This is a genomic window from Streptomyces sp. NPDC002004 (assembly GCF_053593975.1).
On record NZ_JBSFDP010000001.1, the window covers coordinates 628,962 to 644,267 of the forward strand.

Annotated in this window: 12 protein-coding genes; 11 read left to right on the top strand and 1 reads right to left on the bottom strand. The window is 73.1% G+C overall.

Translation table 11 applies throughout. The features are described 5' to 3' along the window. The first annotated feature begins 296 nt into the window (after window positions 1-296). From ACWCP6_RS02705 to ACWCP6_RS02745, 9 genes are all read left to right on the top strand, one after another. Window positions 297-1,508 (top strand): ROK family protein, encoded by a 1,212-nt coding sequence (locus tag ACWCP6_RS02705; protein WP_450930477.1) that lies wholly within the window; start codon window positions 297-299, stop codon window positions 1,506-1,508. A 128-nt stretch (window positions 1,509-1,636) separates the two neighbouring features. Then, on the top strand, window positions 1,637-2,977 hold the full coding sequence (locus tag ACWCP6_RS02710) for an ABC transporter substrate-binding protein (protein ID WP_450930478.1): 1,341 nt from the start codon (window positions 1,637-1,639) through the stop codon (window positions 2,975-2,977). 9 nt (window positions 2,978-2,986) lie between these two features. Then, window positions 2,987-3,928, top strand: coding sequence for a carbohydrate ABC transporter permease (locus ACWCP6_RS02715; protein WP_450930479.1), 942 nt, complete (start codon window positions 2,987-2,989; stop codon window positions 3,926-3,928). Between the two features lie 2 nt (window positions 3,929-3,930). Beyond that, a complete protein-coding gene (locus tag ACWCP6_RS02720) occupies window positions 3,931-4,821 on the top strand; it encodes a carbohydrate ABC transporter permease (protein ID WP_450930480.1) in 891 nt (296 codons plus the stop codon). A gap of 8 nt (window positions 4,822-4,829) precedes the next feature. Beyond that, window positions 4,830-6,134, top strand: coding sequence for a 6-phospho-beta-glucosidase (locus ACWCP6_RS02725; protein ID WP_450930481.1), 1,305 nt, complete (start codon window positions 4,830-4,832; stop codon window positions 6,132-6,134). Beyond that, entirely contained in the window at window positions 6,125-7,114 is a 990-nt protein-coding gene (locus tag ACWCP6_RS02730) for an N-acetylglucosamine kinase (protein WP_450930482.1), read from the top strand. The genes ACWCP6_RS02725 and ACWCP6_RS02730 overlap by 10 nt, the downstream gene beginning before the upstream one ends. A 385-nt stretch (window positions 7,115-7,499) precedes the next feature. After that, window positions 7,500-8,969, top strand: coding sequence for a hypothetical protein (locus ACWCP6_RS02735; protein ID WP_450930483.1), 1,470 nt, complete (start codon window positions 7,500-7,502; stop codon window positions 8,967-8,969). Window positions 8,970-8,983: 14 nt separating this feature from the next. After that, the gene (locus ACWCP6_RS02740; protein ID WP_450930484.1) at window positions 8,984-9,970 is read left to right on the top strand and encodes a glutamate ABC transporter substrate-binding protein; all 987 of its coding nucleotides are present in this window, start codon (window positions 8,984-8,986) and stop codon (window positions 9,968-9,970) included. Between the two features lie 77 nt (window positions 9,971-10,047). Then, window positions 10,048-11,373: a hypothetical protein gene (locus tag ACWCP6_RS02745; protein ID WP_450930485.1), complete on the top strand. Its 1,326-nt coding sequence runs from the start codon at window positions 10,048-10,050 to the stop codon at window positions 11,371-11,373. A gap of 13 nt (window positions 11,374-11,386) precedes the next feature. Here the strand turns inward: ACWCP6_RS02745 and ACWCP6_RS02750 are convergent, their stop codons facing one another. Beyond that, window positions 11,387-11,770 carry a hypothetical protein gene (locus ACWCP6_RS02750; protein WP_450930486.1) on the bottom strand — a complete coding sequence of 128 codons (384 nt, stop codon included), beginning with the start codon at window positions 11,768-11,770 and terminating at the stop codon, window positions 11,387-11,389. Between ACWCP6_RS02750 and ACWCP6_RS02755 the strand changes: the two genes are divergently transcribed. After that, the gene (locus ACWCP6_RS02755; protein WP_450930487.1) at window positions 11,748-14,015 is read left to right on the top strand and encodes a tetratricopeptide repeat protein; all 2,268 of its coding nucleotides are present in this window, start codon (window positions 11,748-11,750) and stop codon (window positions 14,013-14,015) included. The two genes, ACWCP6_RS02750 and ACWCP6_RS02755, sit on opposite strands and share 23 nt — an antisense overlap. 3 nt (window positions 14,016-14,018) lie before the next feature. After that, entirely contained in the window at window positions 14,019-15,227 is a 1,209-nt protein-coding gene (locus ACWCP6_RS02760; RefSeq protein WP_450930488.1) for a PP2C family serine/threonine-protein phosphatase, read from the top strand. Window positions 15,228-15,306 lie beyond the last annotated feature (79 nt).

Sequence of the window (15,306 nt, forward strand, 5' to 3'; positions counted from 1 at the left end):
CCGGCGCCCCCCCCCCCGCGCGCCCGCCCCCCCCCCCCCCGCGCCCCGCGGCGCGGGGGGCCCCCCGCGCGAGGCCCCCGGGCGCCCCGGGGGGGTGCCCCCCCCCCCCGCCGCTCGTGCATACGGGAGATCGGGCGCCGTAGTCGACGACAACCCTCATCGGTGCCGACGCCGCAGGGCCGCGCCGGATAACAACTCGATCGCCCCGCGGACTCGCTCTTGACGGAGACCTGCGGCCCCCCTACGTTCACTCGACAATAGGAAACTTTCCTAACAGTGGACCAGAGGTGGGGGCCATGACCGGTTCCGCAGGAACCCCGGGTACGCCGCGTGTGCTGCGCGCCATGAACGACCGGGCCGCGCTCGACCTGCTCCTCGTGCACGGGCCGCTGTCGAGGACGCGGATCGGGAAACTGACGGGGCTGTCCAAGCCGACCGCGTCCCAGCTGCTGGCCCGGCTGGAGGCCGCCGGGCTGGTCGTGGTCACCGGGACGAGCGAGGGCCGCCCGGGCCCCAGCGCCCAGCTGTACGCCGTGAACCCGGCCGCGGCGCACGTCGCCGGGCTCGACGTGACCCCGGACCGGATCCTCGCCGCCGTCGCCGACGTCACCGGCCGCACGGTCGGCCGGCACGAACTGCGCACCCCCGGCCGGCATGCCGCCGAACCCGTCGTGCGCCAGGTGACGGGCGCCCTCGACGCCGCGGTGAAGGACGCCGGGCTGGTCCGGGCCGACATCCACCGGGTGGTGATCGGAACCCCCGGCGCCTTCGACCCGAACACCGGCCGCCTCCGCTACGCCTCGCACCTGCCGGGCTGGCACTCCCCCACCCTGCTCGACGAGCTGGCGGCGGTCCTGCCGATGCCCGTCGAGTACGAGAACGACGTGAATCTCGCAGCCGTCGCCGAGCAGCGGCTCGGAGCCGCCCGCGACCACGACGACTTCGTGCTGCTGTGGAACGAGGGCGGCCTCGGCGCCGCCCTCGTCATCGGCGGCCGGCTGCACCGCGGCTGGACCGGCGGCGCCGGCGAGGTCGGCTTCCTCCCGGTGCCGGGCGTCCCGCTGGCCCGCCAGGTGACCAAGGCCAACAGCGGCGGATACCAGGAACTCGCCGGGGCGCAGGTCGTGCCGCGGCTGGCGCGGGAGCTGGGCATCGGGCCGATCCCGCAGGGCCCGCACGCCGACGTCGCCGCCGACCTCGTCGAACGGGCCGCCGCCGTGGCCGAGGGCCCGCACCGGCAACTCCTGGAGACCTACGCGACCGGCCTGGCCACCGGTCTCGCCTCGCTCGTCTCCGTCCTCGACCCCGAACTCGTGGTCCTCAGCGGCTCCCTGCTCACCGCGGGCGGCGAACCGCTGCGGGCGCTGGTGCAGGCCGAGCTGGAGGAGCTGGCCCCCTCCCGGCCGCGTCTCGTCGTCGGCGAGGTGCGCGAACACCCCGTCCTGCGCGGTGCCCTGGAGAGCGCACTCGCAGCCACCCGGGACGAGGTCTTCGACACCTCCCGCTGAGGACGGGCACGCCGGACCACCGCGTGCGCCCCGCCGCGCCCCTCCCCCTGCACCTCGTGATCCGTCCCGCACGACCCCGCCCCCCGCCCACGCCCCCGCCCCCGCCCCCGCCCCAGGGAGACCTCGCCATGTCCGGATACCGCCGGCATCGGGCCGCCGCGCTCGCCGCGTCCGCCGCATCGCTCGCCCTCCTCGCCACCGCCTGCACGGGCCAGTCCGGTTCCGGTGCCACCGACGACGCCTCGAAGGAGACGACGATCACCTTCTGGCACGGCTGGAGCGCGCCCTCCGAGGTGAAGGCCGTCGACGACGACGTCAAGGCCTTCGAGAGGGTCCACCGGAACATCCACGTCAAGGTCGTCGGCAACATCACCGACGACAAGATCAACCAGGCGCTGCGCGCGGGTGGTTCGGACGCTCCCGACGTGGTCTCCTCCTTCACCACGAACAACGTCGGAAAGTTCTGTTCCTCCGGCGCCCTCGTCGACCTGAACCCGTTCTTCGAGAAGTCGCACATCGACCCGGCGAAGACCTTCCCCAAGCCGATGAACGAGTACACGCAGTTCGACGGAAAGCGGTGCACCGCACCGCTGCTCGGGGACGCGTACGGGCTGTACTACAACAAGGACGCATTCAAGGCCGCCGGGATCCGGAAGCCACCGAGGACCTGGTCGGAGTTCGCGGCCGACGCGAAGAAGCTGACGAAGAGCTCGGGGGATTCGTACTCCCGGCTCGGCTTCATGCCGGACTACCACGGCTACGAGTCGACGACCGAGCACTACCTGGGCCAGTGGTCCCCCACGTACTTCGACGGCGACAGGAAGTCCGGCATCGCCAAGGACCCCGCATTCGCCGAAGGTTTCACCTTCCAGAAGAAGCTCGTCGACGAACTCGGCGGCTTCGCCAGGCTGGAGAAGTTCCGTGCGACCTTCGGTGACGAATGGGGTGCCAAGCACCCGTTCCACACCGGGCAGGTCGCGATGCAGATGGACGGCGAATGGCGCCTCGGCATGGCCCGCGCGGCCAAGCCGTCCTTCGAGATCGGCGTGGCGCCGCTGCCTGTGCCGGACGACCGGGCCGACCAGTACGGCAAGGGCTACATCACCGGCACGATCGCCGGGATCGCGGCCACCAGCAGGAAGCAGAACGCCGCGTGGGAACTGGTGAAGTTCCTGACCACGGACACGGACGCGGTCGTGAGGTTCGCCAACGCCATTCACAACGTGCCGTCCACGCTGGCCGCCCTGAAGTCCCCGAAGCTGACGTACGACCCGCGCTTCAAGACCTTCCTGGACATCGCCATGAACCCGCATTCGACGACCACACCGGCCTCCCCGAACGGCGGCCAGTACCTCGTCTCCATCCAGAACCTCGGATACGCCTACGAGAAGGGCGAGGTCAGGAACCTCCGGGCCGGTCTGGAGAAGACGGCCAGGGAGATCGACACGGACATCGCGCAGACGAAGTAGGCCACGGTCATGCCTGCCCACACCCTGCGCGCTAAGCGCCGGCGCGCCGCCCTGCGCACCGCCGCCTTCATGTCCCCCTGGCTGATCGGATTCTCGGTCTTCTTCGCATATCCGCTGGTCTCGACCGTGTACTTCTCGCTGATGAAGTACGACGGATTCCGCCCGCCGGCCTGGAGCGGGCTGTCGAACTGGACGTACGTCCTCCAGGACTATCCGCTGTTCTGGCCCGCGCTGCGGAACACGCTGTGGCTGGTCGTGGTGATGGTGACCTGCCGGGTCGTCTTCGGCCTCGGGATCGGGCTGCTGATCACCAGGATCAGGACGGGCACGGGCATCTTCCGGACCCTGTTCTACCTGCCCTACCTCGCGCCCCCGGTGGCCGCGACCATGGCCTTCGCCTTCCTCCTCAACCCCGGTACGGGCCCGGTCGACTCGCTCCTCGGCGACCTCGGGCTGCCGCAGCCGGGCTGGTTCAACGACGCCGCCTGGTCCAAGCCCGCGCTGACCGCACTGGCCCTGTGGGGCGTCGGCGATCTGATGGTCGTCTTCATGGCCGCGCTGCTCGACGTGCCCAGGGAGCAGTACGAGGCGGCCGAGCTGGACGGGGCGTCGGCATGGCAGCGGTTCCGGTTCGTGACACTCCCGAACATCGCGCCGATCGTGATGTTCGCCGTGGTCACGGGCGTGATCCAGACGATGCAGTACTACACGCAGCCGCTCGTCGCCGGAAAGGTCGCGTCCGGGATCATCGGCGGCTCCGGGCAGCCGTTCGAACCCGGCTATCCGGACAAGTCGACACTGACGCTGCCGCAGCTCGTCTACAACCTCGGCTTCCAGCGCTTCGACTACGGCTCCGCCTGTGTGGTCGCGCTCGTGCTGTTCGTCCTCGCCATGGCGTTCACCGCCCTGCTGATGCGGCGCCGCGGCGGACTGATCCAGGCAGGTGACTGACCATGACGCAGGTTCTCGACCGTCCCGCGGCCCTCGCCCGGCCGGCTCCGGCCGCCCGCAGGGCCCGCCGCAGGGCGCTCCTGGAGTGGATCGCCGTCCATGCGCTGGGGGTCGCCGCCGCGCTCTTCTTCGTGCTCCCCTTCGTCTTCGTGCTGCTCACCTCGCTGATGAGCGACCAGCAGGCCCTGACCCGCGACCTGATCCCGCACACCTGGCAGTGGTCCAACTACCGCAAGGTCCTCGACACACCGGGCTTCGCGACCTGGTGGCGGAACACCCTGCTGTACGCGGGTCTGGGCACCGTCCTGACGGTGGTGTCGTCGGTTCCGGTGGCGTACGCGCTCGCCAAGTTCCGCTTCCGCGGCCGCAACCTGTCGCTGATGCTGGTCATCTCGATGATGATGCTGCCGCCGCAGGTGGTCGTCATCCCGATGTATCTGTTCTGGGCGAAGCAGCTGGACCTGTCGGGCACGCTGTGGCCGCTGATCGTCCCGATGGCGTTCGGGGACGCGTTCTCCGTCTTCCTGCTGCGGCAGTTCCTGACGACCATCCCGAACGAATACCTGGACGCGGCGAAGGTCGACGGCTGCGGGGACCTGACGACCCTGCTCCGGGTCGTGCTGCCGATGGCCAGGCCCGGTGTCGCGGCGGTCGCGCTGTTCCAGTTCTTCTACGCCTGGAACGACTACTTCGGGCCGCAGATCTACGCCTCCGAGAACCCCGGCGCCTGGACCCTGAGCTACGGCCTGGAGTCCTTCAAGGGCGCGCACCACACCGACTGGAACCTCACCATGGCCGCGACCCTGCTGGTCATGGCCCCCGTGATCCTCGTGTTCTTCTTCGCCCAGAAGGCGTTCGTCGAGGGCGTCACGCTCACCGGAGTGAAGGGCTGAGACATCCGATGAAGCTCACCGTGGTCGGCGGAGGGTCGACCTACACCCCCGAACTCATCGACGGATTCGCCCGGTTGCGGGACACCCTCCCGATCGGGGAGCTGGTGCTCGTCGACCCGGCGGCCGACCGGCTCGACCTCGTCGGCGGGCTCGCCCGGCGCATCTTCGCCCGGCAGGGGCACCCCGGCAGGATCGTCACGACCCACGACCTCGACGCGGGCGTCGACGGCGCCGACGCGGTGCTGCTCCAGCTGCGCGTCGGCGGGCAGGCCGCCCGCAACGACGACGAGACCTGGCCACTGAGCTGCGGCTGCGTCGGCCAGGAGACCACCGGGGCGGGCGGTCTCGCCAAGGCGCTGCGGACCGTCCCGGTGGTCCTGGACATCGCGGAACGCGTGCGCCGCGCCGCCCCGGAGGCGTGGATCATCGACTTCACCAACCCGGTGGGGATCGTCACCCGCGCGCTGCTGCACGCGGGCCACAGGGCCGTCGGCCTGTGCAACGTCGCGATCGGGCTGCAGCGCAAGTTCGCGAACCTCCTCGGCGTTCCGGCGGACCAGGTGCACCTGGACCATGTGGGCCTCAATCACCTCACCTGGGAGACCGGTGTGCGCCTGGGCGGGCCCGAGGGCGAGAACGTGCTGCCCCGGCTGCTCGCCGAACACGGCGGCGCCATCGCCGACGACCTGCACCTGCCCCGCCCCCTCCTGGACCGCCTCGGCGTCGTCCCCTCGTACTACCTGCGCTACTACTACGCGCACGACGAGGTGGTGCGCGAGCTGAGGACCAAGCCCTCACGCGCCGCGGAAGTGGCCGCGATGGAGAAGGAACTCCTGCGGATGTACGGGGATCCGGCGCTCGACGAGAAGCCGGCGCTGCTCGCCCGGCGGGGCGGCGCCTTCTACTCCGAGGCGGCCGTCGACCTCGCCGCGGCCCTGCTGGGCGGCGCCCCCGGCGGGGCCGTCGGCGCCTCGGGCCGGGCGGCCGGGGGGAGCCCGTACCAAGTCGTGAACACGCTCAACAACGGCACACTGCCGTTCCTCCCGGACGACGCGGTCGTCGAGGTGCAGGCGGCCGTCGGGCCGCAGGGCGCCGCCCCGCTCCCGGTGCCCGCACTCGACCCGCTGTACGCGGGGCTGATCGCGAACGTCACCGCGTACGAGGAACTGGCCCTGGAGGCGGCGCTGCGCGGCGGCCGCGACCGGGTGTTCCGCGCGCTGCTCGCCCATCCCCTGGTCGGCCAGTACGCCCACGCCGAAGCCCTCACGGACCAGTTGATCGCACACAACCGGGAGCACCTCGCGTGGGCGTGACGCCGTCCGGACCGCAGGCGTGGGTGCTCGCCGTGGACGCGGGCAACAGCAAGACCGACGTCGCGGTGGTCGCGGCCGACGGAACCGTCGTCGGTGCGGCCCGCGGCGGCGGGTTCCAGCCGCCGAAGGCCGGCGTCGAGGCCGCAGTGGACGTCCTCGCGGACGCGGTGGCGCGGGCACTCTCCGAGGCGGGAACCGACACGGTGACCCATGTGTCGGCATGCCTCGCCAACGCCGATCTGCCGGTCGAGGAGGCCGGGCTGGCCTCGGCGCTGCACCGCCGGGGCTGGGGCGCGAGCGTCGAGGTCCGCAACGACACCTTCGCGATCCTGCGCGCCGGGGTCGCCGAGCCGCGCGGCGTCGCGGTCGTGTGCGGGGCGGGCATCAACTGCGTCGGCATGCGCCCCGACGGGAGGACCGCCCGCTTCCCCGCGATCGGACGCATCTCCGGCGACTGGGGCGGCGGCTGGGGCCTCGCCGAGGAGGGGCTGTGGCACGCGGCGCGGGCCGAGGACGGGCGCGGCGGGCCCACCGCCCTCGCCCGCTCCCTTCCCGGCCACTTCGGGCTCGGCACGATGTACGAGCTGATCGAGGCCTTCCATCTGGGCCGCATCGACGGCCGGCGACGGCACGAGCTGACCCCGGTCCTGTTCGCCACCGCGGCCGACGGCGACCCGGTGGCCCGCTCCCTGGTCGACCGGCTCGCCGACGAGGTCGTCACCATGGCGACGGTCGCGCTGGCTCGGCTCGATCTCCTCGAAGAGGAGACACCTGTGGTGCTCGGCGGCGGTGTGCTGGCCGCCCGGCACCCCCAACTCGACGACGGGGTCCGTGCCCTGCTCGCCGAGCGGGCCCCGAAGGCGGTGCCCCAGGTGGTGACGGCGCGCCCGGTGCTGGGCGCGGCGCTGCTGGGGCTCGACCACCTGGGGGCGGGGCAGGAGGCCCAGGCCCGCGTGCGGGCGCACTACGAGGGCCCGTAGCAGCCGCGGGGCGCCGCCGGGCGCTTCGGGACGCCTGCCGCCGCCCGCCGACGGCCCCGTGCCGGGTTGTTCCCGCGCGTGCCGGCCCGGCGCGGTCCCGGGCCTCGACGGCGGGCAACGGGCATGCGACGCGCGGCGGCCTGACGGGCGCGCGCGGGACCGCCGACAGCGGTTCGGCCCGAACAGGAACCGAACGGGCGTGAATTCCGTGTGCATGGGCAGGGGGCGGTGCGAGAAGGCTCCGCCATGACGTGAGGGGAACAAGATCCAGGCAAGGCCTGTGCGGATATCGGCGGGTGCGGCGATACTGGCGGCCGTGCACTCCGCCCCGCGCCCCCTGGACGCCGGGCGGAAGTGACCGACGGATGACCATGGGGGAGGTCAAGTGACGTACCCGCCGAACGGCAGTGCGGCGCCACCGGGACCGGCACCGACGACGCTCGCGGTGCCGCCGCAGGCGCGTCCGCCCGTGCCCGCGCAGCCGCCCGTGCCGCCCGGGCCGTCGCTCGTGCCCCCACGGCGCACGGCCCTGGCCGAGAGCGCCGACCGGCTGCGGGCGACCGCGACGACGGAGCCCGGCCGGCTGCGCATCATCGGTGCCGTTCTGGCCGTGCTGGTCGTCGCGTTCGGTGCGCTCACCGCCTGGCAGATGACGGACCGGGCGGCCGCGGCGGACGACGTGCTGCACCGCAGCCAGCCGCTGAGCTCCGACGCCGCCGCCGTCTACCGCTCGCTGGCCGACGCCGACACGGCGGCCTCCAGCGGCTTCCTCGCCGGCGGCCAGGAGCCGCAGGCCGTGCGCGCGCGGTACACGCGCGACATCCGGACGGCCTCCGAGAAGCTGGCGACCGCTGCCGCGAACACCACCCCCGACTCGCCCTCCGCGGCCGCCATCACCAAGCTGAACCGGCTGCTGCCCGAGTACACGGGCCTCATCGAGCGGGCCCGTGCGAACAACCGCCAGGGCCTGCCGCTCGGCGGCGCCTATCTGCGGTACGCGAGCACCAGGATGCAGACCGAGATGCTGCCCGCGGCGGAGAAGCTCTACAAGAGCGAGAACGAACGCCTGCGTTCCGACTACGCCGACGCCACGCCGTACCCGTGGGCCGCGATCGGTCTCGGTGTGCTCGCGCTCGGCGTGCTCGCCTGGGCGCAGCGCCGCAGCTACCTGCGGACCAACCGCGTGTTCAACCACGGGCTGCTCATGGCGACCGCCGCGTCCACGGTCGTGCTCCTGTGGCTGGTCGTCGGACACAGCGTCGCCAGGTCGGAGCTCGACACGTCGTACGACCACGGGATCCGCTCGCTGAACGTGCTGCACGACGCCCGTATCGCGTCCCTGAAGGCGCGCGGCAACGAGAACCTGACCCTGGTCAGCCGCGGCGCCGAGACCGTGCAGGTCGGCACGCTGACCAAGGACAAGTACGACGTCGCCTACCAGGACCAGATGACCGCCCTGGGCGGTCCGGCGGGCGACGGCGGACTGCTCGGCCAGGCGGCGTCGCTCGCCGACGACCCGGCCGGCCGCACCCCGGTCGCCGACGCGATCCGGAACGTGAAGGACTGGAAGGACCGTCACAGGTCCGCGCGCGAGAAGGACGACAAGGGCGACTACGAGGGCGCGCTGGACCGGGTCGTCGGCCCGGCGAAGGACCAGCCGACCGGGCAGTCGTTCGACCATGTCGACGCGGCGCTGGACACGGCGCTGACGCATGAGCAGCAGGAGTTCCAGACGGCGGCCGAGGACGGCCGGGGCGCCATGGGAGGCCTTCCGGTGGGTGCCGCGGTGCTGGCCGTGCTGGGCGGCGCCGGTGCCGTGCTGGGCATCGGACGCAGGCTTTCGGAGTACCGGTGAGAGGGGGCGCGGCGATGACGGGCGCGCGACGTGTCGGCAACCGGCTGCACGGCTGGGGCGGAGTCGCCGCGATGGCGGTCGCCTGCGTCCTGACGGCGGTGTTCGTGCTGCTGCCGCTGACCCGGGTGCGCGCGAGCGGCGACGGGTCCACGGGAGTCGGCGGCCCGGGCATCGCCGATGCCCACCAGGCGAAGGCGGACAGCTGCACCAGCCCGGAGGCCAGCCTGCGCCCGTCCGGCGCGGACGGTCCGACCACGGACGCGATCAAGAAGCGCGGGCGGCTCGTCGTCGGCGTCGACCAGAACAGCTACCGCTGGGGCTACCGCGACCCGAACAAGCCGGGCGGCGCTCTGGAGGGCTTCGACATCGACCTCGCGCGCCGCATCGCCAAGGAGATCCTCGGCCCCGACGGGACCGTGCAGTTCCGGGCCATCCCGACCAACCAGCGGATACCGGCGATCCAGCACGGCGACGTCGACATGATCGTCCGCACGATGACGATCAACTGCGACCGCAGCAGGCAAGTCGCCTTCTCGACCGCCTATTTCGAAACCGGTCAGCAGGTCCTGGCACCGAAGAAGTCGTCCATCACCGGCTACAACGCCACGCTCAGTGGCAAGCGGGTGTGCTCCGCCGCGGGGTCGACCGCCGAGGCGGAGCTCAAGAAGAAGTCCTTCGGTGCCGACATCTCCACCACGGTGCCCAACCAACTCGACTGTCTCGTGCGGCTGCAGCTCGGCGAGGTCGACGCCGTCGTCACCGACGGCGCCCTCGCCGCCGGCCAGGCGGCCCAGGACCCGACGGTCGAGCTGAAGGGCGCGCCGTTCACCGAGGAGTACTACGGCGTGGCGATGAAGAAGGGGGCGGACGACCTGGTGCGCAGGGTCAACCAGGTGCTGGTCGACTACCGCAGGAGCGGCTGGCAGGCCTCGTACGACAAGTGGCTGGCCCCGGGCCTGGGCGACTCGTCCGGGCCTCCTGCGCCGAAGTACCGGGACTGAGCACGGCGAACGACCTGATAGGACTGGAGAGTCGGCCCCGGAACGCCGGGGAACGACGGAGAGCAGCGAGGTGATCGATGGGCGTCGCGGGACCCCCCGGTCCTGTGATGGACCGGGACGAGGCGGACCGTGCGCTGGCGCGGCTCGGCGCGGAGCACGAGGCGATCGAGACCTCGCTCCTCGCCCTGCAGGACCACGCGGGCCGCCGGCTCCTCGAAGGCGCCGAGCTGACCGGCACGACCCGGGACCGCTGGGCCGGGGCCGAGCAGTCGATCACCCTGCTGTGGTCCTACTTCGACGCGTACGCGGCCGCCCTGCGGTCGGCGCGGGAGCTGCGGGCCCGCAGGCGCTGGCCGACCCGCGAGGACCTGGTCGAGCTGACGGACCTGCTGCGCGGCGAGAGCGTCACGGTGCCCGGCGCCCCCGTTGCGGGGGCCGCCACGACCGCGTCGATCACCGGTCCCGCGAAGCTCAGTGAGCGCTTCTCGCTGGAGGAGCTGGTCACCCGGATGAACGAGCTGTACGCGCACTCACTGGACATGGTCGTCGCGGCGGACGCCGTGTGGTCGGCGCTGCCCGCCCGGATCGACCTGCTCTCCGCGGAGCTGGCGCGCACCCGCCAGCTCGCGCACTCCGTCGGTGTGCGCCCCGGCGAGCACCCCTCGGGCGACGACCTGGAGCGCATCACGCGCACTCTCACGGCGCTCCGCGCCGAGGTGATCTCCGACCCGCTCGCCTTCTGGCGTCCCGCGTCCGGGAGTTCGGCGCCCGGCGGGGGCCGCCCGGACACCGAGCGCTACGACCGCGAGGCGCGCGCCCTGGAGGAGGTGCGCCGCGAGATCGAGGCCGTGCTCACCGTCCGGCAGGACGCCGAGGCCCGTCTGGTGAAGCTGCGCGACGTGCTCTCGCGCGCCGACCGCACCCTCGCCGAGGCACGCTCCGCGCGCGGGGAGGTGCTCGCCAAGATCGCCGCCTCCGAGGTGCCCGCCGTCAGCGGCCCGCCGACCGTGCTCCACGAGCAGCTGGCGACGGCCGCCGACTACCGGCGCCACGGCCAGTGGAACCGTCTCTCGCCGCTGCTGGAGCTGCTGGAGCAGAAGGCGGAGGAGGAACTTCTGCGGGCCCGCGAGTCGTTGACAGCGGTGACGGCGCCGCTCGCGGTCCGCGCGGAGCTGCGCGGCCGCCTCGACGCCTACAAGGCGAAGGTGGCACGGCACGGCATGGCGGAGGACCCGTTGCTCGTCGAGCGGTACGACGCGGCCCGCCGGATGCTGTGGAGCGCCCCGTGCGATCTGCGCGCGGCGGAGGCGGCGGTGCTGCGCTACCAGCACGCGGCCGCGGAGGTGTTGGTCCCGCGGGTACCCGGACAGGGCGGGCCCGTGGACCGGAGGGGGGAGCCATGAGCGGGCAGAAGTGTCAGCGTCCCGGGTGCCCGGGGTCGTACGAGGACGTGGGCGGCGGCGAGCTGTACTGCGACACGTGCGGGCTCGCCCCGGTCGTGTCGCCTTCGGGCTCGGTGGGCGCGCTGCCCACCGGAGTCACCGGCGGCGGCAGGGAGTCGCGGGGCTCGCAGGGGTCGGGCAGCAGTGCCTCCGCGCGCAGCGGTTCGCGCCCCTCCTCGCGCTCGTCGTCGTCCCGCAGGTCGGTGTCGGGGCGGCTGTCGCGGTCGCTGTCCGGCCGCTCGTCCGGACGTTCGGTCTCGGTGCGCAGTTCCGGCTCCGCGTCCGGCTCCTCCGGCCGCAACCGGCTGGGCGCGGGCCTGGTGCAGGTGCCGGACGTGCCGCGTCCGGACCCGCGCATGATGGTCCTGCCGAACGCCGAGGTCCCCGAGCGCAAAAGGTTCTGCTCACAGCCCGACTGCGGCGCCCCGGTGGGCCGCGCACGCGGCGACCGGCCCGGACGCACGGAGGGGTTCTGCACCAAGTGCGGCCACCCCTACTCGTTCGTTCCGAAGCTGCGCGAGGGCGACATCGTCCACGGGCAGTACGAGGTGGTGGGCTGTCTGGCGCACGGCGGCCTCGGCTGGATCTACCTCGCCGTGGACCGCGCGGTGTCCGACCGGTGGGTGGTGCTGAAGGGCCTGCTGGATACCGGTGACCAGGACGCGATGGCCGCCGCGATCTCCGAGCGCCGCTTCCTCGCCGAGATCGAGCACTCCAACATCGTGCGCATCTACAACTTCGTGGAGCATCTGGACCAGCGCACGGGGTCCATGGACGGCTACATCGTCATGGAGTACGTCGGCGGCAAGTCCCTCAAGGAGATCGCCAACAGCCGTCGTACACCGGACGGGCGCCGCGATCCGCTGCCGGTGGAACAGGCGTGCGCCTACGGCATCGAGGCCCTGGAGGCGCTGGGCCACCTGCACACGCGCAATCTGCTCTACTGCGACTTCAAGGTCGACAACGCGATCCAGACCGAGGACCAGCTCAAGCTGATCGACATGGGCGCGGTGCGCAGGATGGACGACGACGAGTCGGCCATCTACGGCACGGTGGGGTACCAGGCACCCGAGGTCGCGGAGGTCGGTCCGTCCGTCGCGTCGGACCTGTACACGGTGGCGCGGACGCTGGCCGTCCTCACCTTCGACTTCCAGGGGTACACCACCGTCTTCGTGGACTCCCTGCCCGACCCCGACCACATCGAGGTCTTCCGCAGGTACGAGTCGTTCTACCGCTTCCTGGTGCGGGCGACCGACCCCGACCCGGCCCGCCGGTTCGCGTCCGCGCAGGAGATGGCGGAGCAGCTCACGGGCGTGCTGCGCGAGGTGGTGGCCCTCCAGTCGGGGCGGCCGCGGCCGGCGCTGTCGACGCTGTTCGGGGCCGAGCTCAAGGTGACCGACACGGAGTTGTTCCGGGAGGCCCAGGAGATCTCCCGCCTGGGGGCGCGCCCGGTCCCCACGTCCGCCCGCTCCTTCTTCCGGTCCGCCGCCCCCGCGACCCGGGCCGTTCCCGGAGCCCAGGCGGCCCCGGCCCTTCCCGGGGCTTCCGCCGCCGTTCCCGCGGGGCCCGCAGCGCCGGCCGTCGCCCCGGGCGGCGCGGCCCACGGCCTGCCCGGCGCCGGAAGCGAGCCCGGGATCACACGCCCTCTGGACACGGCGGCCGCGGCCCTCGCGCTCCCGGTGCCCCGGGTCGACGCGACGGACCCGAACGCCGGCTTCCTCGCGGGCCTGGCCGCCTCCGCGCCGGCCGAGCTGATCGCGGCGCTCCACTCGGCCCCGGCGTCGTCGCCGGAGCTGCGGCTGCGCGAGCTCAGGGCGCGTCTGGAGATGGGCGAACTCGGCTCGGCCGCCCGCGCGCTGGAGGCGCTGGAGGCGGACCACCCCGACGACTGGCGGGTCGTCTGGTACCGGGGCGTGGGTGCCCTGGCGACCGGTGACCACGAGAACGCGGCGCTGTCCTTCGACGCGATCTACGACGCGTTCCCCGGCGAGCCCGCGCCCAAGATCGCCCTGGGCGTCTGCGCGGAGGTGCTCGGCCAGCTCGACAACGCCGCCGAGTACTACCGCCTCGTCTGGGCCACGGACCCGAGCTACGTGAGCGCCGCGTTCGGCCTCGCCCGGGTCCAGCTCGCGGCGGGCGACCGGCGCTCCGCGGTGCATACGCTGGAGTCGGTGCCGGAGTCGTCGATCCACTACACGGCGGCCCGGGTGGCCGCGGTGCGGGCCAGGCTCCGGCAGCGTACGGGGCAGGCCGGCACACCGCCCGCGCCCGCCCCGGACATGACACTCCTCGACGATCTGACGGCTGCCGCCGGCCAGGTCGAGGCCCTGGAGGGCTACGGCCTGGACGCGGTGCGGCGCGAGCGCCTGTCGACCGAGGTGCTCGGCACCGCCCTGGACTGGATACTCGCCGGCGGGCAGGGCGCCGCCGCCCCACCCGGTGGCGGACGGACCGCGCTGCTCGGCAGCGACCTGGACGAACGCGGACTGCGCTTCGGCCTGGAGCGGTCGTACCGGACGCTGGCCCGGCTGGCCCGGGGCGGCGATGAGAGGATCGAACTGGTGGAGCGGGCAAACCGTTTCCGCCCCCGGACGTGGGTGTGATTGATGTCCCAGATGCACCAGCTGGCCGCCTGCCCCAGTTGCGAGGAGCCTCTGGAGTCGGGTGACCTGTTCTGCGGCGCCTGCGGGTACGACCTGTCGGTCGTGCCGGAGCCGCCGCAGGACCACCCCACCATTGCTCTGAACGGTGTGGCTCCCGCGGAGCCCGACGGGTACCCCCTGGCCGCTCCGGCCGCCCGGGTGCCCGCGCCCGCCGACCCGCGTACGCCCCCGCCCGCCCCTGCGGGCCCCGGGGCGCCCGCGCACGGCTCCGTGCCGGCCCCTGCAGGGCCCGTGCCCTCCCCACCGGGCAAGGTGTGCGTCTTCTGCACCACCGGCCGGGTGGACGACGACGACTACTGCGAGCACTGCGGCAAGGCCCAGCCGCGCGAGCGCGACCACATGGAGCAGGAGCTGGGCGCGATCGCCGCGATCAGCGACCGCGGTCTGCGCCACCACCGCAACGAGGACGCGTACGCGGTGACCCGGACCGCCCTGCCGGACGGCTCCACCGCCTTCGTGGCGATCGTCTGCGACGGCGTCTCCTCGGCCACCCGCCCGGACGACGCCTCGCTCGCCGCGTCCCGCACGGCCGGCGATTCGCTGCTGGAGTCGCTGCCGCGCGGCAACCATCCGCAGCAGGCCATGCACGAGGCGATCCTCGCCGCCGCCGAGGAGGTCAACTCGCTGGCCGACGACCCCGGTTCACCGCGCGAGCACGCCCCCCACCAGAACGCGCCCGCCTGCACCCTGGTCGGCGCGATCGTCGCCAGGGACCTGCTCGTCGTGGGCTGGGTCGGCGACAGCCGCGCCTACTGGGTGCCCGACGACCGCACCGCGCCCGCCGCCCGGCTCACCGAGGACGACTCGTGGGCCGCGCAGATGGTCGCCGCGGGTCTGATGAGCGAGGCCGAGGCGTACGCCGACGACCGCGCGCATGCCATCACGGGCTGGCTCGGCGCCGACGCGTACGAACTGGAGCCGCACACCGCTTCCTTCAAGCCCGACCGGCCGGGTGTGGTGGTGGTGTGCACGGACGGCCTGTGGAACTACGCGGAGTCCGCCGAGGAGATGGCCGACGTGCTCCCGGGCGACGCGGCGGAGCGTCCGCTGCACAGCGCCCGGGTGCTGGTCGGCCATGCTCTGGACGGCGGCGGCCACGACAACGTAACAGTGGCGGTCCTGCCGTTCCCGGTCCCGCCGCAGGGGGCATGATCGGCCCCAGGCGGGCCGGGGCGCCGCGGATGGACCGCGACGCCGGCCGGACGCTGCAGCTCGAGGGGGAGCAGGATCC